Origin of the sequence: Streptomyces sp. NBC_00289, from assembly GCF_041435115.1 — a bacterium.
GTDB lineage: Bacteria > Actinomycetota > Actinomycetes > Streptomycetales > Streptomycetaceae > Streptomyces.
This window is the reverse complement of record NZ_CP108046.1, coordinates 456,980-479,846: the sequence shown is the minus strand read 5'-3', so window position 1 is coordinate 479,846 and position 22,867 is coordinate 456,980. Positions and strand designations below refer to the sequence as shown.

The 22,867-nt window shown below is 67.3% G+C and carries 10 protein-coding genes and 11 pseudogenes; 16 read left to right on the top strand and 5 right to left on the bottom strand.

Annotated elements, in window-relative coordinates; translation table 11 throughout:
• Positions 1 to 117: 117 nt before the first annotated feature.
• Positions 118 to 784 (bottom strand): annotated as a pseudogene (locus tag OG985_RS02540) (IS6 family transposase); the annotation flags it as partial.
• 402 nt (positions 785 to 1,186) lie between these two features.
• Between OG985_RS02540 and OG985_RS02535 the strand changes: the two are divergent.
• The 8 genes and pseudogenes from OG985_RS02535 to OG985_RS02500 all read left to right on the top strand — a co-directional run bounded on the left by OG985_RS02535 (position 1,187) and on the right by OG985_RS02500 (position 10,061).
• Positions 1,187 to 2,484: pseudogene (locus tag OG985_RS02535) on the top strand (ISAs1 family transposase).
• Between the two features lie 684 nt (positions 2,485 to 3,168).
• Positions 3,169 to 4,599, top strand: a complete 1,431-nt coding sequence (gene ltrA / locus OG985_RS02530; RefSeq protein WP_371666641.1) for a group II intron reverse transcriptase/maturase — start codon at positions 3,169 to 3,171, stop codon at positions 4,597 to 4,599.
• A 126-nt stretch (positions 4,600 to 4,725) separates the two neighbouring features.
• A pseudogene (locus OG985_RS02525) lies at positions 4,726 to 5,915 on the top strand (IS110 family transposase); the annotation flags it as partial.
• A 137-nt stretch (positions 5,916 to 6,052) separates the two neighbouring features.
• Positions 6,053 to 6,412, top strand: a pseudogene (locus OG985_RS02520) (transposase); the annotation flags it as partial.
• Positions 6,413 to 6,535: 123 nt separating this feature from the next.
• A pseudogene (locus tag OG985_RS02515) lies at positions 6,536 to 6,817 on the top strand (transposase); the annotation flags it as partial.
• A 57-nt stretch (positions 6,818 to 6,874) separates the two neighbouring features.
• Positions 6,875 to 8,067: pseudogene (locus tag OG985_RS02510) on the top strand (ISAzo13 family transposase); the annotation flags it as partial.
• Positions 8,068 to 8,099: 32 nt separating this feature from the next.
• Positions 8,100 to 8,600, top strand: a pseudogene (locus OG985_RS02505) (transposase); the annotation flags it as partial.
• Positions 8,601 to 8,685: 85 nt separating this feature from the next.
• Positions 8,686 to 10,061: pseudogene (locus OG985_RS02500) on the top strand (IS1380 family transposase).
• 210 nt (positions 10,062 to 10,271) lie between these two features.
• On the opposite strand, the gene OG985_RS02495 reads toward OG985_RS02500, so the two are convergent.
• Positions 10,272 to 11,447 carry an IS630 family transposase gene (locus OG985_RS02495; protein WP_371666640.1) on the bottom strand — a complete coding sequence of 392 codons (1,176 nt, stop codon included), beginning with the start codon at positions 11,445 to 11,447 and terminating at the stop codon, positions 10,272 to 10,274.
• Between the two features lie 78 nt (positions 11,448 to 11,525).
• On the opposite strand from OG985_RS02495, the gene OG985_RS02490 reads away from it, so the two are divergent.
• Both OG985_RS02490 and OG985_RS02485 read left to right on the top strand, forming a co-directional pair.
• Positions 11,526 to 11,852: a hypothetical protein gene (locus OG985_RS02490; RefSeq protein WP_371666639.1), complete on the top strand. Its 327-nt coding sequence runs from the start codon at positions 11,526 to 11,528 to the stop codon at positions 11,850 to 11,852.
• 103 nt (positions 11,853 to 11,955) lie between these two features.
• Positions 11,956 to 13,155: an IS4 family transposase gene (locus tag OG985_RS02485; protein ID WP_371666638.1), complete on the top strand. Its 1,200-nt coding sequence runs from the start codon at positions 11,956 to 11,958 to the stop codon at positions 13,153 to 13,155.
• A gap of 134 nt (positions 13,156 to 13,289) precedes the next feature.
• On the opposite strand, the gene OG985_RS02480 is transcribed toward OG985_RS02485, so the two are convergent.
• A complete protein-coding gene (locus tag OG985_RS02480; protein WP_371666637.1) occupies positions 13,290 to 14,489 on the bottom strand; it encodes a transposase in 1,200 nt (399 codons plus the stop codon).
• A 190-nt stretch (positions 14,490 to 14,679) separates the two neighbouring features.
• Positions 14,680 to 14,772, bottom strand: a pseudogene (locus tag OG985_RS02475) (transposase); the annotation flags it as partial.
• A gap of 373 nt (positions 14,773 to 15,145) precedes the next feature.
• On the opposite strand from OG985_RS02475, the pseudogene OG985_RS02470 reads away from it, so the two are divergent.
• The 6 genes and pseudogenes from OG985_RS02470 to OG985_RS02445 all read left to right on the top strand — a co-directional run.
• Positions 15,146 to 15,601: pseudogene (locus OG985_RS02470) on the top strand (transposase); the annotation flags it as partial.
• Positions 15,601 to 16,224: a transposase gene (locus OG985_RS02465; RefSeq protein ID WP_371666576.1), complete on the top strand. Its 624-nt coding sequence runs from the start codon at positions 15,601 to 15,603 to the stop codon at positions 16,222 to 16,224. The pseudogene OG985_RS02470 and the gene OG985_RS02465, both read left to right, overlap by 1 nt.
• A gap of 295 nt (positions 16,225 to 16,519) precedes the next feature.
• A pseudogene (locus OG985_RS02460) lies at positions 16,520 to 16,932 on the top strand (transposase family protein); the annotation flags it as partial.
• A gap of 621 nt (positions 16,933 to 17,553) precedes the next feature.
• Positions 17,554 to 18,825 carry a group II intron reverse transcriptase/maturase gene (gene ltrA / locus OG985_RS02455; RefSeq protein ID WP_371666636.1) on the top strand — a complete coding sequence of 424 codons (1,272 nt, stop codon included), beginning with the start codon at positions 17,554 to 17,556 and terminating at the stop codon, positions 18,823 to 18,825.
• Between the two features lie 717 nt (positions 18,826 to 19,542).
• Positions 19,543 to 20,271, top strand: coding sequence for a transglycosylase SLT domain-containing protein (locus OG985_RS02450; RefSeq protein ID WP_371666635.1), 729 nt, complete (start codon positions 19,543 to 19,545; stop codon positions 20,269 to 20,271).
• 386 nt (positions 20,272 to 20,657) lie between these two features.
• Positions 20,658 to 21,953, top strand: coding sequence for an ISAs1 family transposase (locus tag OG985_RS02445; protein ID WP_371666527.1), 1,296 nt, complete (start codon positions 20,658 to 20,660; stop codon positions 21,951 to 21,953).
• A gap of 328 nt (positions 21,954 to 22,281) precedes the next feature.
• On the opposite strand, the gene OG985_RS02440 is transcribed toward OG985_RS02445, so the two are convergent.
• Positions 22,282 to 22,734 (bottom strand): ATP-binding protein, encoded by a 453-nt coding sequence (locus OG985_RS02440; protein ID WP_371666634.1) that lies wholly within the window; start codon positions 22,732 to 22,734, stop codon positions 22,282 to 22,284.
• Positions 22,735 to 22,867 lie beyond the last annotated feature (133 nt).

Genomic DNA, 22,867 nt, shown 5'->3' with positions numbered 1-22,867 from the left:
TACGACCCGACGAGCCCCATTAGGTTGAGTGAGTCGTTGGGGTGGTCGGTTCGGGACGTTTTCAGCCGTAGTCGTGGCGTCTAGTTCAGGCTGCGGTGGGGAGGGCGAGGTGCCGGTGATCTGGTTCCAGACGGCGAAGCGGATGATCATTTCGGTGCGGTAGCCGGGTGCGGTGAGCAGGTGGCGTCGGGGTCGGAAGTGGGGTGAGATGCCGCTGAACGCGGCCAGGAACCCTTGCGCGGCGCCGACGGAGCGGAAGCCCTTCCTGGCGCGCTCGCGTTGCCTCGTCGACTGGTGGCTGTTCTCCGCGCGGTTGTTCAGGCCCTTGTGCGAGCGGTGCTCCACCGAGGGCATCACCGTGCGGTGGGCGGCGCCGTAACTGCGGAGTTTGCCGGTGACGATCACCCTCGGCACGGTGCGGGTCTTCGTCATCAGTTTCCGGCACGTTCCCGTCCTGGCCGACGGCCCGCCACAGGTACTTCTGCACGCCGTTGATCTTCACGAAGACCTCGTCGAGGTGCCATGTGTCGCCCGGCCGCGGGCGGCGCCGGCGCAGCGCGTTGGCGAAGGCGGGGCCGAACCGGCGTGTCCACTGGTGGATGGTCTCGTGGCTGACCTCGATGCCGCGCTCGGGCATCAGCTCCTCGACGTCGCGCAGGCTCAGGCTGAACCGGTGGTACAGCCACACGCAGTGGGAGATGATCTCCGGCGGGAAGCGGAACCCCCGGCACGACACCGTGTCCACGAGCAGCCCCTCCAGCGATCCGACCAGACGGATGACCATGCCACCGGAGAAGGCATCCACTCAACCTAATGGGGCTCGTCGGGTCGTAGGCGAGACTCGATGAGTGGCCGCCAGCAGGTGAGCACTATCTCCACCGGAGCTGTACGAGCTCTGTTGTCAGACCGTGCCCCTGCTGTCCGACCGGAAGGCCCGACTGCTGATGGGATGGCGTGCCCGCCGGGGCTGTGGCGGCGTGAGCACTGGATCCATTAGGGCGCGAGCTGTGTCTTCCGCTGGCCACGTGCACGTTGTACGTCGAGAGGTTGGAGAAGCCAGGGCCCCGGCGAGTGCCTGGATCATCCCGTTCTGGGATGCTGATCTCGGTGCTGGGCCCCGGAAGCAGGTGAACACGGCACCTGTGGATCATGTAGTTCTCTACGCTGCAAGATCCACGAAGGTGCCGTGTTCGTTCCTCCATCATCGCCTGTCGCTGTCCCCGTGCCTCATGCACCCTGCCTGGAAGCCCTTGGCGAGGGTGCCGCCAAGGATCAAGTCCGCTGCCTCGTCGCCGAGTTCGAGTCGGTCACCGACCCGAGAGGGACTTGCGGGGTGCGCTACCGGCTCTCCTCGCTGCTGGCCCTGGTGGTCTGCGCGATGACCCCGTCCGGCCACGACTCGATCAGTGCGGCGGCGGAGTGGTGCCGACGTGCGGCGCCGGAGGAACTGGCCTCCTTCGGCCTGCCCTACCACCCACTGCTCGGCCGCTACCGGGTGCCGAGCGAGAAGACCCTGCGCAGCGTCCTGGGACGCCTGGATCCCGGTGAGATCTGTGCGGCGGCCTACGACTACCTTCGCCCCTTGCTGTCCGCACAGCCCCGCCGGCCGGAGCCGGTCATGCCCAACGGTGGCACCGAGCGTGAACAGCGCCGGGCCCACCGGGCGGCCGCCCACGCCGATCCGGTACGAATCCGGCGGCGGGCGATCGCGGTGGACGGCAAGTGCCTGCGCGGCGCCCGCCGCCCGGACGGCAGCCGGGTCTTCGTCCTGTCCGCCGTCCGCCACGGTGACGGTGTCACGCTCGCCTCCCGCGAGATCGGCGCGAAGACCAACGAGATCCCCGAGTTCGCACCTCTCCTCGACCAGATCGACGACGCGGATCTCGCGGGGACGGTCGTGACCGCCGATGCCCTCCACGCCCAACGCGACCACGCCACACCTACCTCCGCGAACGCGGTGCCCACTACCTGCTGACCATCAAGAACAACCAACGCGCACAAGCTCGTCAACTCCACGCCCTGCCCTGGAAGAAGATCCCCGTGATCCACCGCGACGACGCCCGGGGCCACGGCCGCCACGAGCAGCGGCTCGTGCAGGTCGTCACCGTCGACGGCCTGCTCTTCCCGCACGCGGCCCAGGTCCTGCGCATCCAGCGCAGACGCCGTCTCTACGGCGCGAAGAAATGGTCCAGCGAGACCGTCTACGCCATCACCGACCTGCCCGCCGAGGAAGCGAACGCAGCCGAGATCGCGTCCTGGGCTCGCGGGCATTGGACCGTGGAAAATACCGTCCACTGGTGTCGAGATGTCACCTTCAACGAGGACAAGTCCCAGGTCAGGACCCACAACGCGCCCGCCGTACTCGCCGTCCTCCGCGACCTGATCCGCAGCACACTCAAGCTCGCCGGCTACGTCAACACCGCTGCCGGACGACGAGCCCACACCGAGCGCCCCCGCGTCCTCGCCCTCTACGGCATCACATGATCAAACCGGACGATCCAGGCACTCGCCGGGGCCCTGTTGGAGAAGCGGGTGCTGTTCGTCGGCGACGACTGGGCCGAAGACCACGTGCGCCACGAGGCGCTTGAAGTCGAGCGGGGGTGAGAGACCTTCGACTCCTGGCCGTCGCAGCGGCTGGGTGAAGCTGAGGGCAGCCTGATCCGGGAGACGCCGGGGAGGGTGGGAGCAGCCCTGACAACGTCGGGACGTGCCAGTACTGCCAGATGGCGCGGGTCCGGTCAGCGAGACGGGAAGGTGTACGAGAGGAACCAGTGTCTGACGCCCCTTAACGGCCCACCAGCTCAAATCTGGCGGATATGGGCTGGTCGCGGTGCATACCTGCTCCTCGTGCGAGAGCGGGTAACTCCTGGTCGCCATGTGATCAACGGCCAGGAGGCCACGGTGAATGTCTGCGGCGTAGTCGTGGCGATGCCGCAGGGGTAGAGCTGGGCGCCTCACCCGTCGATCGACTCTCAAGTGAACGTGGGAACCGTCCGGTGTCGTCCTCGCCCCGCGCAGCCAGTGCGGCGGAAGGACAGGCACGTCGTCAGCTTTCGGCGCCGGGCGGGGCGGAGGCTCCGTAGTAGTCCGAGGCCGGGAAAGCCGGCCGCATGGCGAAGGGGGCCAGCAAGTCAGTAGTGGACGTACTGGAAGACCAGGAGACCGCTGGTGAATACGAGTGATCTGCCGCTCGGCTCGTTCCGGGCTGAACGGCGGGTACTGGAGATCCAGACCAAGCTGCACCGTTGGGCGAACGACGATCCTCATCGTCGGTTCGACGATCTGTACAACCTCGTCTGCGATCCCGCGTTCCTGGCCATGGCCTGGGAGCGGGTCGCGGGGAACAAGGGTGCGCGCTCGGCCGGAGTGGATGGCATGACCGTCACCTTCGTCCGGGAACGGATTGGCGAGGCTCAGTTCCTCGCCGAACTGCGGGAGCAGTTGAAATCCCGCAGCTTCCGTCCGGTGCCGGTCAGGGAACGGATGATCCCCAAGCCGGGGTCGCGCAAGCGGCGGCGCCTTGGGATTCCGACCGTGGCCGACCGGGTGGTCCAGGCGGCCTTGAAGCTGGTGCTGGAGCCGATTTTCGAGGCGGACTTTGCGCCGTGCTCGTACGGCTTCAGGCCCAACCGGCGTGCGCATGACGCGATGGCCGAGACGCGCTTTCTGGCATCCAAGACCTACGAGTGGGTGCTGGAGGGCGACATCAAGGCCTGCTTCGACGAGATCTCGCATTCGGCCCTGATCGACCGAGTGCGGGTTCGGATCGGGGACAAGCGCGTGCTCGCGCTGGTGAAGGCGTTCTTGAAGGCGGGCATCCTCACCGAGGTCGGCACCTCCAGGGAGACCGTCACCGGCACTCCGCAGGGCGGGATTCTCTCGCCGCTGCTGGCCAACGTGGCCCTCTCGGTCCTGGACGAGCACTTCACCAAGATCGAGGGCGGACCACAGACCAGCCCGAAGCGACGGTTCACCCGGCGCCAGAAGGGGTTGGCCAACTACCGGTTGATCCGGTACGCGGACGACTTCGTCATTCTGGTCTCGGGCACCCGAGCTCACGCGGAAGCACTGCTTCCCGAAGTGGCGGAGGTCCTCTCCACCGTCGGCCTGCGGCTGTCGGAGGAGAAGACACTGATCACGCACATCGACGAGGGCCTCGACTTCCTCGGCTGGCGCATCCAGCGCCACCAGAAGCGGGGAACCGACCGGCAGTACGTCTACAACTACCCGGCCAAGAAGGCACTTCGGTCCATCAAGGCCAAGACGAAGGCGCTCTGCCGGATGAACGTCAGCCTGCCGCTGGCAGTCCTGCTGCACAAGCTCAACCAAGTGCTGCGGGGCTGGACGGCCTACTTCCGCCCCGGGGTGTCTGCCCGGGCCTTTCAATACCTGCGCATGATCGTCTGGCGTCAGGTCTTCGGATGGCTCCGCCGCAAACACCTCGGAACCGGATGGAAGGAACTCCGCCGCCGCTACTGCGACGGCGGATGGTGGCCACACGACGGCGACGTCGTCCTGTTCAACCCCGGCTCGGTAGTCACCACGCGATACCGGCCCAGAGGGACGACCATTCCGTCGCCCTGGCCCAGCACGACCTGAGGAAAGCAACTGCTCAACAGGGCTTGTGGAGAGCCGGATGCGGGGCCAACTCGCACGTCCGGTTCGGGAGGGCGGCGCGGAGAAACGGGCTGGGAGGAACCCCAGTACCGCGCTCCGCGCCGACCCCACCATGATGTCGAGGTCCAGGACGGTTCGGGCCGCAGGCTCGGGACCGCCCGGCTGATGGAGGGTGTCGAAGGGATCGCCAAGCTGCACGCCCTGGTCGCCCGGTACGGTGGCCAGGACCTGGAGCCGGGGCAGGTAGTGGTCGGGATCGAGACCGACCGCGGGCCGTGGGTGCAGGCCCTGCTCGCGGTTGGCTACCAGGTCTATGCGGTCAACCCGCGGCAGGCGGCCCGGTTCAAGGAACGCTACGGCACCTCCGGCGCGAAGAGCGAAAAGGGCGACGCGCACGCGCTCGCGGACATGGCCCGCATCGACCGCGATCAGTTACGGCCGATCGCCGGGGACAGCGAGCAGGCCCAGGCCGTCAAGGTCGTTGCCCGCGCCCATCAGACCCTGATCTGGGAACGCACCCGCACCTTCCAGCGCCTGCGGAACACGCTGCGCGAGTACCCGGCGCGCTCACTGCCTACGCCAGCTTGGAGCTGACCAGCACCGACGCCCTGGAACTGCTGGTCAAGGCCCCCACACCCGAGCGGGCGTCGAAGCTGACGAAACAGCAGATCACCGCGGTGCTGGCCCGGCACCGCCGCCGCAACCGCGACCAGAGGGCCGCGACGATCGCGGCCGCGCTGCGCGAGCCCCAGCTCGACGTCGCGGCCCCGGTGACCGCCGCCTACGCAGCCGCGGCGACCGCGCACGCCCGGCTGCTGATTGCCCTCAACGAGCAGATAGACACGTTGGAGGGTGAAGTGAAGGCACATTTTCGGGCACACCCGGACGCTGAGATCTACCTGTCGATGCCCGGCATCAGCGAGATCGTCCGGGCCCGGGTGCTCGCCGAGTTCGGGGACGACCCCGCCCGCTACGCGTCCGCGAAGGCACGCAAGAACTACGCCGGCACCAGCCCGGTCACCCGCGCTTCCGGCAGGAGCCACACCGTCCAGGCCCGCTTCGTCCGCAACAACCGCCTCGCCGACGCGCTGCAGCGCCAGGCGTTCTGCGCGCTGCAGAACTCACCCGGAGTCCGCCGCTACTACGACAAGCAGCGAGCCCGCGAACTCGACTACAACCCCGCCCTGCGTCAGGTCGGCAACCGCCTCGTCGGCATCCTCCACGGATGCCTCAAGACCCGCACCCGCTACGACGAGGCCACCGCCTGGGCCCACCACGCCAACCTCGCCACGAGTTGACACCCAACGCCATGGGATGTCTGACAATGCCCTTCGGAGGGATTGTCCTCAATAATCGATAATCACTCCGCAATCGGCCGACTGCCAGGGCCATGTATATCGGCCTGTTGGCGACCTGGCCCTCGCGGATCTTCACGTTGATGCAGGTCAACGCCCGCGACGTGAAGAACGTCCCGGGCCGGCCCAAGACCGACAAGCTGGACGCGATCTGGCTGGCCAAGCTCACCGAACGCGGCATGCTCCGGCCCTCGTTCGTGCCCCCGAAACCGATCCGGCAGCTCCGGGACCTCACCCGCACCCGCACCGTGCTCACCGAGGAACGCACCCGGCACAAGCAGCGCGTGGAGAAGCTCCTCGAAGACGCCCAGATCAAACTCTCCACCGTGGCCACCGACATCTTCGGCGTCTCCGGCCGCGCCATGATGGACGCCCTGATCGCCGGCCAGCGCAACCCGAACGTCCTCGCGGAGATGGCCAGAGCCCGGATGCGGAACAAGAAAGCCGGGTCTTCGAAGTTAGAGGTCGGGCAGATAGGCGTGGTGCGGGTACCCCGGCAGTGAGACAGGCACAGGTCCTGGCGATCATGGAGTTACGACGCTCTGTGATCACTGGGTAGACCTGTGCCTGCGCTGCCATCATGGCTGACCGAACCGCTCTGGGGCCAATTCGCTGCCTTGCTGCCCGAACGACCGGAATACCACCCGGACCATCCGCTGGGCTGCCACCGCCGGCGCATCAGCGACAGGATCATCTTCGACAGGATGCTGCAGCTGCTGCGCTTCGGCTGCTCCTACCAGGCGATCGCCGACACGACGTGCTCGGCCACAACGATCCGCAACCGCCGCAACGAGTGGATCCGGCTCGGCGTCTTCGCCAGGTTCAAGCAGATCGCGCTGGAGTCTTAGGGCTCGTAGCGAAACAAGTTATGAATCAGTCGCGCGGCGCGTACGTTTCCTGCTATGCCGATCGATATGGAGTCCCTGGCCCGGCGCTACGAGGCGATCCGGGATCACCTGACCGAGCGGCAGCGACGGTTGTGGCTCGGCAACGAGGCTCGTGAGCTGGGTGGCGGCGGTGCACGGATCGTCTGTGAGGCGACCGGGGTGTCCCAGGACACGATCCGACGGGGCCGCGGGGAACTGGACGATCCGCAGCCGCTGGCGGTCGGGCGGTCCCGGGGCCGGGAGGCGGCCGCAGACGGGCCGAGGTCCTGGACCCGCAACTGGCCGTGGACCTGGATGCCCTGGTCGAGCCGGAGACTCGTGGTGATCCGATGAACCCGCTGCGCTGGACCACGAAATCGCTGTCGCACCTGGTTGCCGAGCTGGTCAATCGGGGACACCGGTGCACCGAGAACGTCGTGGCCCGACTGCTGCACGAGGCCGGCTACTCCTTGCAGGGCAACGCCAAAACCGTCGAGGGCAAGCAGCACCCCGACCGCGACGCCCAGTTCCGCTACCTCAACGATCAGGTCAGGGCGGCCCTCGCTGCCGGACAGCCCGTCGTGTCCGTGGACTGCAAGAAAAAGGAACTGATCGGGAACTTCAAGAACGTCGGCAAGGAATGGCGACCGCCTGGGGACCCGGTGAAGGTCAACGTCCACGACTTCCCCGGACCGGCCGGCAAAGCCATCCCCTACGGCGTCTACGACATCGGCGCCAACGCCGGCTGGGTCAGCGTCGGCATGGATCACGACACCGCCGCGTTCGCCGTGAACACCCTGCGGACCTGGTGGAACAACGTCGGCCGGGCCGCATATCCGCAGGCCACGACACTGACGATCACCGCGGACAGCGGCGGATCCAACGGCAGCCGACTACGGGCCTGGAAGACCGGGCTGGCTGCCCTCGCCGCCGAGACCGGCCTGTCGATCACCGTGCTGCACCTGCCGCCGGGTACTTCGAAGTGGAATCGCATAGAGCACCGGCTGTTCTCCGCAATCACCATGAACTGGCGCGGGACACCACTGACCAGCCACGAGGCCGCCGTTTCCCTGATCGGTGCGACGACGACCGAGACCGGCCTGACCGTGTCCGCGGCCCTGGACACCGGTGTCTACCCCACAGGCATCAAGATCAGCGACAAGGCCATGAAGGCCCTCCCGCTGACCCGTCACGAAACCCACGGCCAGTGGAACTACACCATCAGCCCACCCGCCGACACTCCCGAACCCGCAGACGTTAAATCACACTGAGCCCTTACGACCGGATCGTGGGCCTCGTCCTGGACCAGATCGCCGTCGACGGCTCGATAACCAAGGCCCCCGGCGGCGGCGAGGTCGCCGGGCGTTCCCCCGTGGACCGCGGCAAACAAGACCTGAAACGCTCGGGCATGACGGATGGTTACGGCATTCCGCTGGGCCGCGTCCTGGCCGGAGCCAACCGGCATGACTCCCCGCTGCTCGCCCCGACCCTGGACCGCCTGGACGACCTCGGACCGCTGCCCGATGACATCACCATCCACCTGGACGCCGGCTACGACTCCGACAAGACCCGCACCCTGCTCGATGAACGCGGCCTGCACGGCCGGATTGCGCGCAAAGGCGAAAAGGCGCCGGTCCCAACCAGCGTCGTGCACACCAGCACCCCGTCGGCAAGCAGGTCAAAACGGACACGGTCGGAACCGGCGGAAAAAAGCAAGCAGCTTAACCTCGCGCTTTCACGAGGTGGGCTGTCCAAGCGTTGATCAGAAACACGGAAAGTGCCCTTGACCTGCAACGATAGGACTTGCTGAGGGTCCTGTTGGCTGCAAGGGAAAGAGCACTTTCCAGGTGAGAGAGCCTATCTCGTCGTACCCACATGTCCGTGTCCGGGGAGACGGTCGGCAGGTGGTCTCGCAGGCCGGTGCGGTCCTGCTGCTGGAGACGGTCCGCAAGACGGGCCTTGACCAGGCGATATCCGCAGCTCTGGCTCCGTGGCGCAAACCGCGGGCCGTCCACGATCCCGGCAAGATCCTCCTGGACGTTGCCCTGGCGGTCGCACTGGGCGGGGACTGCCTCGCGGACGTCGCGATGCTGCGGTGTGAGCCGGCCATCTTCGGCCCGGTCGCCTCCGATCCGACCGTCTCCCGCCTGATCGACACCCTCGCCGCGTCCGGCGAGAAAGCCCTGCAGGCCATCCGGTCCGCACGCTCCGAAGTCCGCCATCGTGCCTGGTCGTTGGCCGGCGAGAACGCCCCGGACGCCGACGGTCAGGTCACCGTCGACCTCGACGGCGTCCTCGTGATCGCCCACTCCGACAAGCAGGACGCGGCGCCAACGTGGAAGAAGACCTACGGCCATCACCCGCTGACGGCCTTCGTCGACCAGGGACCGGGCGGAACCGGAGAGCCGGTCGCCACCCTCCTCAGACCGGGAAACGCGGGCTCCAACACCGCTGCCGACCACATCACCACCGCCCAACTCGCCCTGGCCCAACTGCCCAAGCGATACCGACGAGGACGGCAGACGCTGATCCGCACGGACTCCGCCGGCGGCACCCACGACTTCGTGTCCTGGCTCGCGAAGCGGGGCCGATGGCTGTCCTACTCGGTCGGCATGACGGTCAGCGAAGCCATCCACGAACACGTGCTGAAGGTCCCCGCCTCGGCCTGGACCCCGCCATCGAGACCGACGGTGAGGCGCGGGACGGGGCCTGGGTCGCCGAGCTCACCGGCAAGCTCCTTAACGGCTGGCCCAAGGGCATGCGGCTCATCGTCCGCAAGGAACGGCCTCATCCTGGCGCCCAGTTGAGGATCACGGACGCGGACGGCATGCGGATCACATGCTTCGCGACCAACACCACCGGCCGGCCGATCGCCGCCCTCGAGCTGCGTCACCGGCTCCGGGCACGGGCTGAGGACCGGATCCGGGCCGCCCGGGCCACCGGCCTGCGCAACCTGCCCCTGCACGGCACCGCCCAGAACCGGGTCTGGATGGAGATCGTCCAGATCGCGCTCGACCTGCTGGCATGGATGCCCATGCTCGCGCTGACCGACCGGGCGAGGCTCTGGGAACCGCGTCGCTTGCGCTTTCGCCTGTTCTCCGCGGCCGGCCAGCTCATCACAACCGGTCGGCGCAGGATTCTCCGCCTCGCCCGGCACTGGCCCTGGACCGACGAGATCACCGCCGCCCTCGAACGACTCGCGCTCCTGCCCGACCCCGGCTGACCAGCAACCCACCGTCCCTGCGACAGCATCACCCGCCCCGGGCAGTGGAACCCGGCGCCCACTCGACGCGACAGCCGGGCCACCGGCCCGCCAGCCCGCTCCGGAAAGGGAAGGGCCCACCGATTCCGTCGGCGGACCCTCACGAAAGATCGAGGCTAATCACAATACCAGTGACTTAGTGGTCTGAGTCGTAAGTCCTTCGGGGGTTGATCATGTTTCCGGCGTCGCGGAGGATTCTTCTGGGTGATCGGCGGTGTGCCGGTCGAGCCTGGCCAGCAGATCGTCCAGGTCGGAGGTGGTGCACCTCCATTGGAACGGCTGTGCCGTGGCGTTGTAGCGGTCTTCGAAGGCTCGGAGCCGGTTCTCGACCTCGTTGAGGTCGGTGAAGTCGTTGGGCGAGACGACCTTGCGCTGCACGACGGAGAAGTAGATCTCCACCTGGTTTAACCAGGAGGCGTGGACCGGGGTGTGGACGAGGACCGCGTTCGGGTGGGCGGCGGTGAGCCGGCCGGCGGCCTTCTTGCCGCGGTGGGAGGAGCCGTTGTCCACGACCCAGAACACGCGTTTCGCGCTGGCGTAGGGCTCTTGGGTCATGACCTGGTCGACCAGGGCCATGAACGGGGCGATGCCGGTTCTCGGCTCGCAGCGGCCGAAGATCTTCGCGTGGTGGACGTCGTAGGCGGCCAGGTAGGCCAGCGCTCCACCGCGTCCGTAGGTGTGGTTCACCCGCATCGCCCTGGCCTGCCCAGGGGCCAGGGTGGGGTGGCAGCGGCAGCGGGCCTGGACGGAGGTCTTCTCATCCGCACTGATCACGTACTCGTCCGCGCCGAGCGCTTCGCCGTTCCAGATGCGGGCATAGAGGTCGAGCACGCGCTCGGCCCTGGAGCGGAAGGCGGGGTCGGTGATGAAGATCCAGGACTGGTACTGCCAGGGCTTGAGCGCGTCCTGCTTGAGCCAACGCCGCACGGTGGAGGCGGAGATCGCGCCGGCGATGGCGCGGGCGACGACCTCGCGGGCCAGCTCCGGGGCCGACCAGCGCGACAGCGGCATCCCGCTCTCGGCGGGCAGCTGACAGGCCAGGGCCTTGACCTGGGCGGCCTGCAGCGGCGTGAAGGAGGCCGGACGGCCGGAGCGCTTGCGGTCGGACAGGGCGGGCAGCCGGTGCCCGGCAAATCGGCCGCGCCAGGTGCGGACGGTGTCCAGGTGCAGCCTGGTCTCCCGGGCGATGCGGGCGTTGGAGCGGTTCCGGGCCGCGTGCAGGACGACCTGGGCGCGCTGGCGGTGCCGGTGCTCGGTTTTGTGACCGTAGGCCATGGTCTTGAGCCGCTTGCGCTCGGAGGCGGTCAGAGTGATCGGGCAGGCGGAGGCAACGGGCAAGGCAGACATGCCGATCACGAGAAGTGGATCAGGACAGGCCGCATCCTGCCGCATCCCGGTCCCCGGCCCTGCGGCAGGATGTCCGCTGTGCCAACGCCCTCGGAACATACCCGGCTCCAGCTTGAGCTGTACCTGAATATGCGCGCCCAGGCCGCCTGGCCGCAGCTGGCCGGCCTCCACGTCCGCCACCGGGGCCAGTTCGCCTACGTGGAAGGCGAACTGGCCGACGGCGAGTGCATCAAGCTGATGCGCCTGCGCTACCACGGCACCGCGAGCCGCTGGGGCTTCGCCCCGCACGACCCGGCCAGCGACCGCTACCAGGACGCCCTCCTGCCCACCGGCAGCGCAAGCGGCACCCCCGAGGACGCCCTCGACACCGCCTGCCACCTCCACCTCACCGCCCTCGACACCTGACCGCGCACACCCACAACCAGCTCCGAAGTCAACCCCCGAAGGACTTACGACTCAGACCACTTAGGGTGGTGGCTGGTAGGGTGCGTGGCGGGGAGGTGCCGGGATGCCACGGCCGGGTCAGGTGAAGCCGGAGACGGACGAGCGGTTGTCGGATCGCATCGCGGTCGGGCTGTTGACGCGGTCGTTCCCGCCGGAGCTGGTGGATCGGGTGGTGGCCCAGTGCGGGAGGTCCGGGCAGCGTAACCGGCTGCTGCCGCCGCGCGTGGTGGTCTACTTCGTGCTGGCGATGTGCTTGTTCTCCGGCCAGGGCTACGAAGAGGTCGCTCGGCTGCTGACGCATGGGCTGACCTGGGCGAAGCGCTGGTCGGGGTCGTGGCAGGTACCGACCACGGGGGCGATCTCGAGAGCGCGCGCGAAACTCGGTCCAGAACCGCTGAAGGCCCTGTTCGCCTCGGTGGCCCGGCCGTTGGCCACGGAATCGACACCGGGTGCCTTCTACGGCCGGTGGCGGCTGATGGCCATCGACGGCACAGTCTTCGACGTTCCGGACAGCCAGGAGAACGTGGCGCACTTCGGGCGCCCGAAGACCCACCGCACCCAGCGGTGTGCGTATCCGCAGGTGCGGGTGGTCGCGCTGGCCGAGTGCGGCACCCATGCCATCACCACGGCGGCTCTCGGCCCATGCACCACGTCCGAACTCGTGCTGGCCCGCGAGCTGTTCGGTCACCTGGGCGAGGACGATCTGCTGCTGGCCGACCGCGGCTTCACCGGCCTGGAGCTGTGGCGGGCGGCCTCGGCCGGCGGTGCGGACCTGCTGTGGCGCATCCGTTCCCACCAGGTGCTGCCGGTCCGCGAAGAGCTGCCCGACGGCTCGTACTTGTCAGAGATCGTCGCGGCCAGAGACCACCGCAAGCGTGCCGACCCGGAAATGGTGCGGGTGATCGAGTACACCCTGGACGATCCCGGGCAGGACGCCCCTTACCGGCTGATCACCACGGTCCTCGATCCCGATGCCGCCCCGGCCACCGAGCTGGCCGCCCTCTACCACCAGCGGTGGGAGTTCGAGAACACGCTGGACGAGCTGAAGACCCATCAACGCGGACCTGCCCAGGTCCTGCGCTCCCGCTCACCCGAAGGCGTCGAGCAGGAGGTCTGGGCACACCTGCTGGTCCACCACGCCATCCGCACCCTGATGCACGACGCCGCCGAGCAGGCCGGCCTCGACCCCGACAGGCTCTCCTTCACCCGGAGCATCCGCCTCGCACGACGCCAGGTCACCGCGCAGGCGGCCTTTTCCCCCTGACCGTCTGACCGCCGCCCTCACCGACGAACTCCGCGAGATCACCGCGCGCCTGTTACCCACCCGCCGCAGACGCTCCAACCCGCGCGTGGTCAAACGCAAGATGTCCAACTTCGACCCTGATGGTTAATTCGGGGTCAAGCCGCGAGGGCGAGTTCGAGGCGGGCGAGGTGGCTGGTCCTGGTCCGGTCCATGGGGTGGCCGTTCCACCAGGCGTGGAGTCGGATGAGGTTGAGAGCGACGGCCGAGTAGACGTGCTCGAGGTGCGTCCGGGCCAGGCCGCGGTAGCGGGCACGGCGGGTGCCGGTGACCGCGACGGCCTGGCGGATGGTGCCCTCGACGCCTGCTCGTCGTCGGTATTCGTGCTGCCAGTCACGGGTGGCCTGGGCGAGGCGGGCGGTGTGCTGGAGCTCGTGGAGTTGGCGGGGCAGGACGGTGAGCTGCCGGTATCCGGCCTTCGAGGTGGTGCACCGGCCCCGGGCCGGGCACGGCTGGCAGGTGGTCTTGGCGAACTTGATGACCACGGCGTCGGTGCCGCGCTGGGTGCAGGGGCTCCAGGACGAGCTGGTGCGGCCCTGCGGGCAGACGGCGTTCTGCTGTTCGAAGTCGATGGCGAACGCGGCCCGGTCGTAGCCGGCACCGGCTCTGGCCTGGGGCGAGCAGTCGCCCAACAGCGGGCTGATCAGCACGGTGCCGAAGTCCTTGAGCGAGGAGGCGACAAGCGCCGCGGAGGGATAGCCGGAGTCGACGTAGTGCTCGCCCGGAGCCAGTTTCCGGCCGGCCAGGGTCTGGTGGATCGGCTCGGTCATCGACGCGTCCGGCACGGTGGCATCGGTCGTGGCCACGTTCGTGACCAGGTTCGGGGCGCGGTTGTCGCCATCATCGTCGTCACAGGTCTCGGACAGGTGGATCTTGTATCCCAGCCAGAACAAGTCCTCGCCCTTGGCCGCCCAGCGGGCGTCGGTGTCGTACGGAGAGCCGAGACGGACTCTGGCCGGCGGGAGACCGTCCTCGTCCCCCGCCCGCCGCCGCACCTCCCGTCCTCTGGGGGTGTCGGTGACCTGGTAGTTCTGCACCAGTACGGTCCGCAAGACCTGCACCGCGGGCAGCTCGCGCAGCCATCCCGGCACGTCGGCGCGGTAGACCGCTTCCAGCAGTGTGACCGCATCCGTTCCGAACGCGACGGCCAGGTCGGCGCGCTTGGACGCGGTGACGGGCAGCCGCCAGGAACCGACCCGGGCCGCATAACGCCTGGACCATGGTTCGACGTCCACGACCGTGGCGAGCCAGCCCGGTGCCGCGGCCGCAAGCGCCTCCAGCACGGCCCGCACACTCACCGGCCAACTCCAGGCGGTTCATGTCCCGCACCGCGCTGATCACGTGAGTGGAGTCTGTCCGCTGCTTCCCGCCCGGCTTGACCAGGCCCTTCTCCTTCAACGCGGCCAGCAGCAGGTCCAAGGCCCGCTCCTCCAGGCCGTGCTCGACCACCCGGGTGCGGAACTCCGACAACACCGACGCGTCGAACCCCTCGTCCGCCAGGCCGAGCCCGAGCGCGTATTTCCAGGTGAGGTCCTTGCGGGCGGCATCGGCGGCCTGCCGGTCGGTGAGGTTCTCCACCATCTGCAGCACCGTGACCAGCGCCAGCAGGCCCGGCGAGAGTGCCGGTCGGCCCCGTGCACCGAACGCACCGGAGAACTCCGTGTCCGGGAACACCTCGGGCAACTGGTCCCGGATCGCCACCGCGAGCGGCGGCTCCTTACGCGCGTATATCTTCCGCACCGCCGCAGCGATCTCCGGCGACGGTTCCGGCCACGACCGCGGCGACATCGACAAAACGAGCCCCTCCCCGGCCGGACCCTCCCGGCACAGGAGGAACCTGCCCACCCACTCCCACCAGCACCCTCAGCCGCACGAATTACTGACTTCGGCTCGTTAGGGTGATCTTCTTCGACGTCTCTGATGGGTCTGGAGTGTTGTCTGTATTCCGTGGTGTATGAGGTATGCGGATGGGGGCGGCCTGACCCCTGTGGGACGTCAGCGCCGGGAGACGGTACGGATGCAGGCGGCGGAGCTGTTCGAGCAGGACATCAAGCCGCCGGAAGTCGCACGGCGCCTGAGGGTGAGCCCGAAGTCGGCCTACCAGTGGCAGCAGATGTGGCGGGACGGTGGCGTGCAGGCTCTGGTCTCTCGTGGCTCGAGTGGATCGCGATGCCGTCTGTCCCCGGGCTGTCTGGAAAAGCTGGCTGCGTTTCTCGATGAGGGGCCTGCCGCGCATGGCTGGGTGGAGGACCAGGTGTGGACGGCTGCCCGGGTGGCCACGCTGATCGGCAGGAAGTTCCACGTCTCCTACAGCGTCTCGGGTGCCACGAGGCTGATGCACCGGCTCGGCTTCAGTCCTCAAGTACCCGCGCGGCGGGTGGCCGAGCGCGATGAGCAGGCCGTGACCGTGTGGAAGGAGGCGACCTGGGCCGAGGTAAAAGAGTCCGGGCGGCGTGCGGGGGCTACGTCTGCTTCGAGGACGAGGCGGGCTTCACGCGACGACCGCCCAAAGGACGCACCTGGGGCCGGCGCGGCCGCACCCCGCAGGTCACGGTGAGCGGGCGACGCTCGGGCCGCCTGTCGGTGGCCGGACTCATCGCGATGCGGCCCGGCTCCCGCACCCGGCTGTGTCACCGCCTGCGCACCCATCCCGCGGGCAAAGGCAAACGCCGCAGCATAGGCGAACGGGACTTCATCGCGCTGATCGACGGAGTCCACCACCTCGTCAAGGCCCCGATCGTGCTGGTCTGGGACCGGCTGAACACCCACGTCTCCCACGCCATACGTGAGTTGATCGCCGAGCGTGAATGGCTGACGGTATTCCTGCTGCCCGCCTACTCGCCCGACCTCAACCCCGTCGAGTGGGTATGGGCACATGTCAAGCGCAGCCTGGCCAACCTCGCCGTGGTCGCCCTCGACCGGCTCGAAGTCCTCGTACGCAACCGGCTCAAACGCCTCCAGTACCGGCCCGACACTCTTGACGGCTTCATAGCAGGCACCGGCCTGACCTTCGACGACCCAGCGTCACCCTGATGCGCCGAAGTCAGTAACACCCCTGGAGACAACCCCGGCGCCCCACGGACACCGAACGCGTCCGCGAACGGATCGTCCCTGAAGACCTCCCCAAGCCGATCCCGCACCCGGATCGGCAGACTCCCCTTCGGGAAAGCGGCACGAGTCACCTTCACCGTCCGCTTCGAAACCGACGGCAACCCCTTCGCCTGCAACGACACCCGCATCACCCCCGCTACCGCACGACAAGGAAAGCGACCGCACGAGAGATCATCACCCACTCACCGGAACCAGACCCCGAAAATTGAGCAACAGAGTCCTGGAAGGCACGCGCGCCGAGTGCGACCGGGTCGGCGACACCCGGGCCGACCACTCGGCCAAGCACCGCGGCACGGAGTGAACGTGCAGGTGGTTACCGACCCGGACGGCCGGCTGCGGTGGCGCTCACCCGCACTGCCGGGCCGGACTCACGCCAGGGCATCCCATCCTGGCCGACTTCGCCCATCAGGGCAGCCGCCCCTGGCTGACCACCGGCATCAAACGCAGACCACTACAGGAACTCACCCCCATCGAGAAGACCGTCAACCGGGCCCTGGCCGCGGCATGGGCACCGGTCGAGCGCGGCGTCGCCCGCCTGAAGTCCTGGCGGATCTTCCGCAGATCCCGATGCAGTCCCAACCGCATGACGTCAATGCCAAAGCCGTCCTCACTCTGGAGCGTCAACGCTGAAGAAGCTCACTGATCTGCAAGCCCTAACTACCCGGCCTTGTTGTGTCCTGAACGTGAAAGGAAGAAGCATGTAGGAACTCTTCTTGTAGCGATGTTGTACGGAGGATGAAGGTATGGCCCTTCAAATTCACCCTGCGGGGGGAGAATTTAAACCACCTCATGCTGCGCTAGCTGAAGACTGCCGTGGTGAACGATGAGGAAAAGGCGTCCATTGAGACGTCAGGTGGGGATCGGGAAGGCGAGCGCAAGCGAATCGCTGCTGACGTGTCGAAAAGTAGAGTCGACATCAGAACCGGGGTGTCAAGGCAGTCCCGGGATGAGTCTGGCGGGTGCCCGTTTATTGGCCAGGCGGTGTCCGGCATGCAGGCGACGCGAGCCCGGTCTGCGGCCTTCGTACGGAACAGGAGAAGGCGGGCTTGGATACGTCTCCGCTGGTGAGCGGGGAGAGAGGGAGCGTCCCGGGCGGTCCGAAGCCGTGAGGGACTGAGTACCGACGCCAAGTACGCCGGCGGACCGGCTCGTAGTAGTGATGAAACCCCTGTAACGGGGGCGGAGCGAAGGGGCCGGGTCGTTCGTGACTGTGTTTATTCGATCAACCGGACGTTACCCGGGAGGAGTCGTGTGAACGAGGTGAAAGCGTCAGGCAAGCCGTTCAATATTTCCAAGCAGTCCGTCTGGGAGGCGTACGAGAAAGTCAGGTCGAACAAGGGCGCAGCGGGCGTGGATGCGGTGTCGATGGAAGAATTCGAGAAGGATCTGAAGAACAATCTATACAAGATCTGGAATCATCTTTCCTCCGGCACCTATTTTCCGCCTCCGGTGCGTGCGGTGGAGATCCCCAAGAAAGAGGGCGTCCGGATATTGGGCGTGCCCACGATCGGGGATCGTATAGCCCAGACGGTGGTTGCCGGGGTGCTGGAGGCCAAGGCCGAGCCGGTCTTTCATCCCGACTCCTACGGTTACCGTCCTGGGCGGTCGGCGATTGATGCTGTGGGCCGGTGCCGGGAGCGCTGCTGGAAGGCGGACTGGGTCATCGACCTGGATATCCGCGCATTCTTCGACAGCGTTCCGTGGGACCTGGTACTCAAGGCGGTCGCCGCCCACACTGATCCGTCCAATCCGTCCCAGTCCTGGGTCCTGCTGTACGTGCGACGCTGGCTCGCCGCACCGCTGCAACTGCCCGACGGGACACGGCGCGAGCGGGACCGGGGGACGCCCCAGGGCTCCTCGGTCTCGCCGGTCCTCGCCAACCTCTTCCTCCACTACGCCTTCGACGCCTGGATGGCGCGGAACTTCCCCGCCATCGGGTTCGAACGGTACGTGGACGACGCGGTGGTCCACTGCGTCAGCGAACGCCAGGCACGCTTCGTGCTCAAGGCGATCGAGAAGCGGATGGCCGAGGCAGGGCTTGAACTGCACCCGGAGAAGACGCGGATCGTGTACTGCCAGGATGCCAACCGGCGTGCCTCGTACGAGCACACCGAGTTCACCTTCCTGGGATTCACCTTCCGCACCCGCTCCGCGGTACGCAAGGACGGCCAGATGTTCCGGTCGTTCCTCCCCGCCATCAGCGGGGAAGCCCTGCGCAGGATCAGTTCCGAAGTGCGGTCCTGGCGGCTGCACCACCGCACCAGCCTGACCGAAGCAGACCTCGCACGGTTCATCAACCCGATCATTCGCGGGTGGATGACGTACTACGGAGCCTTCTACCAGTCGGCCCTCCATCCCCTCCTGGAACGCGTCAACGCCTACCTGATGCGGTGGATGCGCAAGAAGTTCAAACGGCTGCGGGGCAGGAAGAAAGCCCAAACGGCGTGGAACCAGGCCGTCGCACGGCGACCCCGGTTCTTCGCCCACTGGGCCTGGACCACCCATGCCCCCCGCGTCTGGTGACCAGAACGACAAGAGCCGTATGACGAGAGATCGTCACGTACGGATCTGTGAGGGCCGAGGGGTGAAAATCCCCTCGGCTACTCGGCGGACTGGCCCTCTCTACCATGCAGGCGGCTCAAGGCGCTGCAGTACAGGCACAACATTCTCGACGGATTCCTCGCCGGGGACAGGCCTCGCACTCGACAGACCAAAGTGAACCTATTACGCCGAAGTCAGTAGAGGACAGGGCGCTCGCCGGCACAGTCCGCATTGACCTCCGCTCGAGGGGTTCATCGGGATTCTGCGCGGCCTGCCTGCGGTGACAAGGCCTGAGGCTCCTTGGCCGCGTGAAGTGAGTCACGTAAGGGTCGGATGGTTACGCGGCAAGTCTCCCTCCATCATCCGTTCTCGGCAGGCGAGTTGATGACTCGATTCTGGACGATTGAGACTCACTGCCTTGCCCCCAATGCAACAAAGTGATCTTAGTGGCGGCATTATGCCTTGTTCCGGACATGTGCTTTCACATACCTTTTCGTCGATCCTGGGGAGATCGCTGAATCCTGCCACCGCCCGGCTACCCCCACCCACCCGCGCATGGCAGGGGTGAGAGGGACTTGCAGGCAAGCCGCCGATCCGGACACCAGACCGGCTAGGGGTGAACCCCGCCCAGAACGCGACCGGGCATTTCCCGCCGGAACCCGACAGCTCGCCTCGCGGGCGCCAGAGAGGACATTCGCCATGACCGCACGAGGTAAGCATCGCCGCACGAAGACCGGCCTCATCACCCGGGGCATGGTCACCGCTGGCACGGGCTGCATCGCACTTGCCTTCCCGCTCGTGAGTGCGACCAGCGCCCACGCGGCGACCCCGGCGCGGGCTCTCGAACTCATCAGTGCCGCCGTAGTCCCCAACGTCCAGCTCATCACTTACAAGACGGTTGCGGGCGACACCCTGCGCAAAGTCGCGCAGAAATTCCCGTCGAGCGGAGGCTGGAAGAAGCTGTACTGGGCGAACCGTGCGGTCATTGGTGACAACCCCGCCCTCATCAGAGCGGGCTTGACATTGACCGTGGGAACCAAAACGCTGGAACCTGCGGCGATAGAGTCAGTTCTGGAAACACCTGCCGCTTCAACCTCCACTACCTACGCCAACGAGCTCGACGGTTGGATCAAGCAGTCCTTGGCCATCATGGCCAAGGCCGGTATTCCGGGCAGCTACGACGGCATCTACCGCAACGTGATGCGCGAGTCTTCCGGCAATCCGCTCGCCATCAACAATTGGGACTCCAACGCGGCCGCGGGCACCCCCTCTAAGGGCCTCCTCCAGGTAATCGACCCCACGTTCCAGGTTTACCACGTGGCCGGCACGTCGATGGACCCCTACGACCCAGTCGCCAACATCACGGCAGCCTGCAACTACGCTGCCGACAAGTACGGCTCGATCGACAACGTCAACGGCCCATACTGATCAGACACCCATACGTCCTGCGTGCCACGGCCCCGGCGTTGTTCCTGCTTCACGCGACACGCCCAGTTTGACTGGTTGCCCGTTCGGGGTGAGGTGGCAAACCAGCGCGACTTCTGATGATCTTTCAGGTCTCTAGCCTCGCGCTTTCACGAGCGTGCCCGTCCATGCCTTGACCAAATAAGCGGAGAGTGCTCCTGAACTGCAACGATGGGGACTTGCTCAGGGTCTTGTTGGCTGTACGGAAAGGAGCACTCTCCCAGGGCCCCGGCGAGTGCCTGGATCGTCCCGGTCTGGGGTGTTGATCTCGGTGGTGGGCCCCGGAAGCAGGTGAACACGGCACCTGTGGATCATGTAGTTCTCTACGCTGCAAGATCCACGAAGGTGCCGTGTTCGTTTCTCCATCATCCCTTGTCGCTGTCCCCGTGCCTTGTGCGCCCTGCCTGGAAGCCCTCGGCGAGGGTGCCGCCAAGGAGCAAGTGCGCTGCCTGGTCGCCGAGTTCGAGTCGGTCACCGATCCGAGAGGGGCTTGCGGAGTGCGGTACCGGCTCTCCTCGCTGCTGGCCCTGGTGGTCTGCGCGATGACCCCGTCCGGCCACGACTCGATCACCGCGGCGGCGGAGTGGTGCCGACGTGCGGCGCCGGAGGAACTGGCCGCCTTCGGCCTGCCCTACCACCCACTCCTTGGCCGCTACCGGGTGCCGAGCGAGAAAACCCTGCGCAGCGTCCTGGGGCGACTCGATCCCGGTGAGATCGGCGCGGCCGGTTACGACTACCTTCGGCCTCTGCTGTCCGCACAGCCCCGCCGGCCGGAGCCGGTGATGCCCGACGGTGGCACCGAACGTGAACAGCGCCGGGCTCACCGGGCGGCCGCCCGCGCCGAGCCGGTACGGCTCCGGCGGCGGGCGATCGCGGTGGACGGCAAGTGCCTGCGCGGCGCGAGGCGCCCGGACGGCAGCCGCGTCTTCGTCCTGTCCGCCGTCCGTCACGGCGACGGTGTCACTCTCGCCTCCCGCGAGATCGGCGCGAAGACCAACGAAATCCCCGAGTTCGCACCTCTCCTCGACCAGATCGACGACGCGGATCTCACGGGGGTGGTCGTTACCGCCGATGCCCTCCACGCCCAACGCGACCACGCCATCTACCTGCGCGAACGCGGCGCTCACTACCTGCTGACCATCAAGAACAACCAGCGCGGCCAGGCCCGTCAACTCCACGCCCTGCCCTGGAAGGAGATCCCTGTGATCCACCGCGACGACGCCCGGGGCCACGGCCGTCACGAGCAGCGGCTCGTGCAGGTCGTCACCGTCGAGGGCCTGCTCTTCCCGCACGCGGCCCAGGTCCTGCGGATCCAGCGCCGACGCCGTCTCTACGGGGCGAAAAAATGGTCCAGCGAGACCGTCTACGCCATCACCGACCTGCCCGCCGAGGAAGCGAACGCAGCCGAGATCGCGTCCTGGGCTCGCGGGCACTGGACCGTGGAAAATACCGTCCACTGGTGTCGAGATGTCACTTTCAACGAGGACAAGTCCCAGGTCAGAACCCGCAACGCGCCCGCCGTACTCGCTACCCTCCGCGACCTGATCCGCAGCGCGCTCAAGCTCGCCGGCTACGTCAACACCGCCGCCGGACGACGAGCCCACACCGAGCGCCCCCGCGTCCTCGCCCTCTACGGCATCACATAACCAAACCGGACGATCCAGGCACACGCCGGGGCCCTGGGCTTGGGTGGTGTTGATGGTCACTGTCATGCGGTGCAGGGCAGGGCCTGGAGGCCGGTGGTGTCGCAGAAGATGAGGCTGCTGAGGTCGGCGCAGAGGTGGCGGGTGGGGTGGGTTATGCAGGCGGTGACTGCGTCGTCGAGGAGGGGGTAGTGGCGATGTCGAGTTCACCGGTGATGCGGCGCTGGGTGTGGATGTGGAGCAGGTCGTGTTGGTGCGCTGGCCCACCTGCGTGCCACCTGGCCGACAGGCCTGTGTGCTGTGGGATGGTCTTTGCTGTGTCCTGATGGTTTTAGGCGGCGGTCAGGTTTGCCCAGTGGTTGATGAGGCCTGCGGGGGTCGGGGTCTGTGTGGGCGCCGGTCTGGTGGGTGAGGGCGTTGATGATGGTGGTGCCGCGGCTGTGTTCGTCTCCGGGCCGGGAGGCTGCCCAGGTGGCGGGGGTGGGCTGGGGGCCGCCGTCGCTGACGCGGACGTGTAGCTGGCCGCGTGCTGTGGCGGCCTGCAGGTGCAGGGTGACGGGGGTGCCGCGTGGGTGATGGCGTTGGTGACCAGCTCGGAGATCACCAGCAGCGTGTCGTAGACCTGTGTCTGGGTGAGGCCCCAGGAGGCCAGGACCGGGCGGGCTTGGTGACGTGCTGCGGCCGGAGCGGTCGGCCCGTGCTCCAGCGGCAGGTCGAAGAGGCGCGGCTGGTCGGATGCTGCGCGTTGCGACTGTCGGGGAGGTGTGGTGGTGGGGGGAGTCATCGGTAATCACTGCCTGATCCGGGTGGACGGAGATCTGGTGGACCTGTTTTTAAGGACACACCCGCAGGGCGGTGGGAGGGGTGAGCAACCACTACCCAAACGCGGCGAAACGCCCATACTGCCTGGTCAAGGC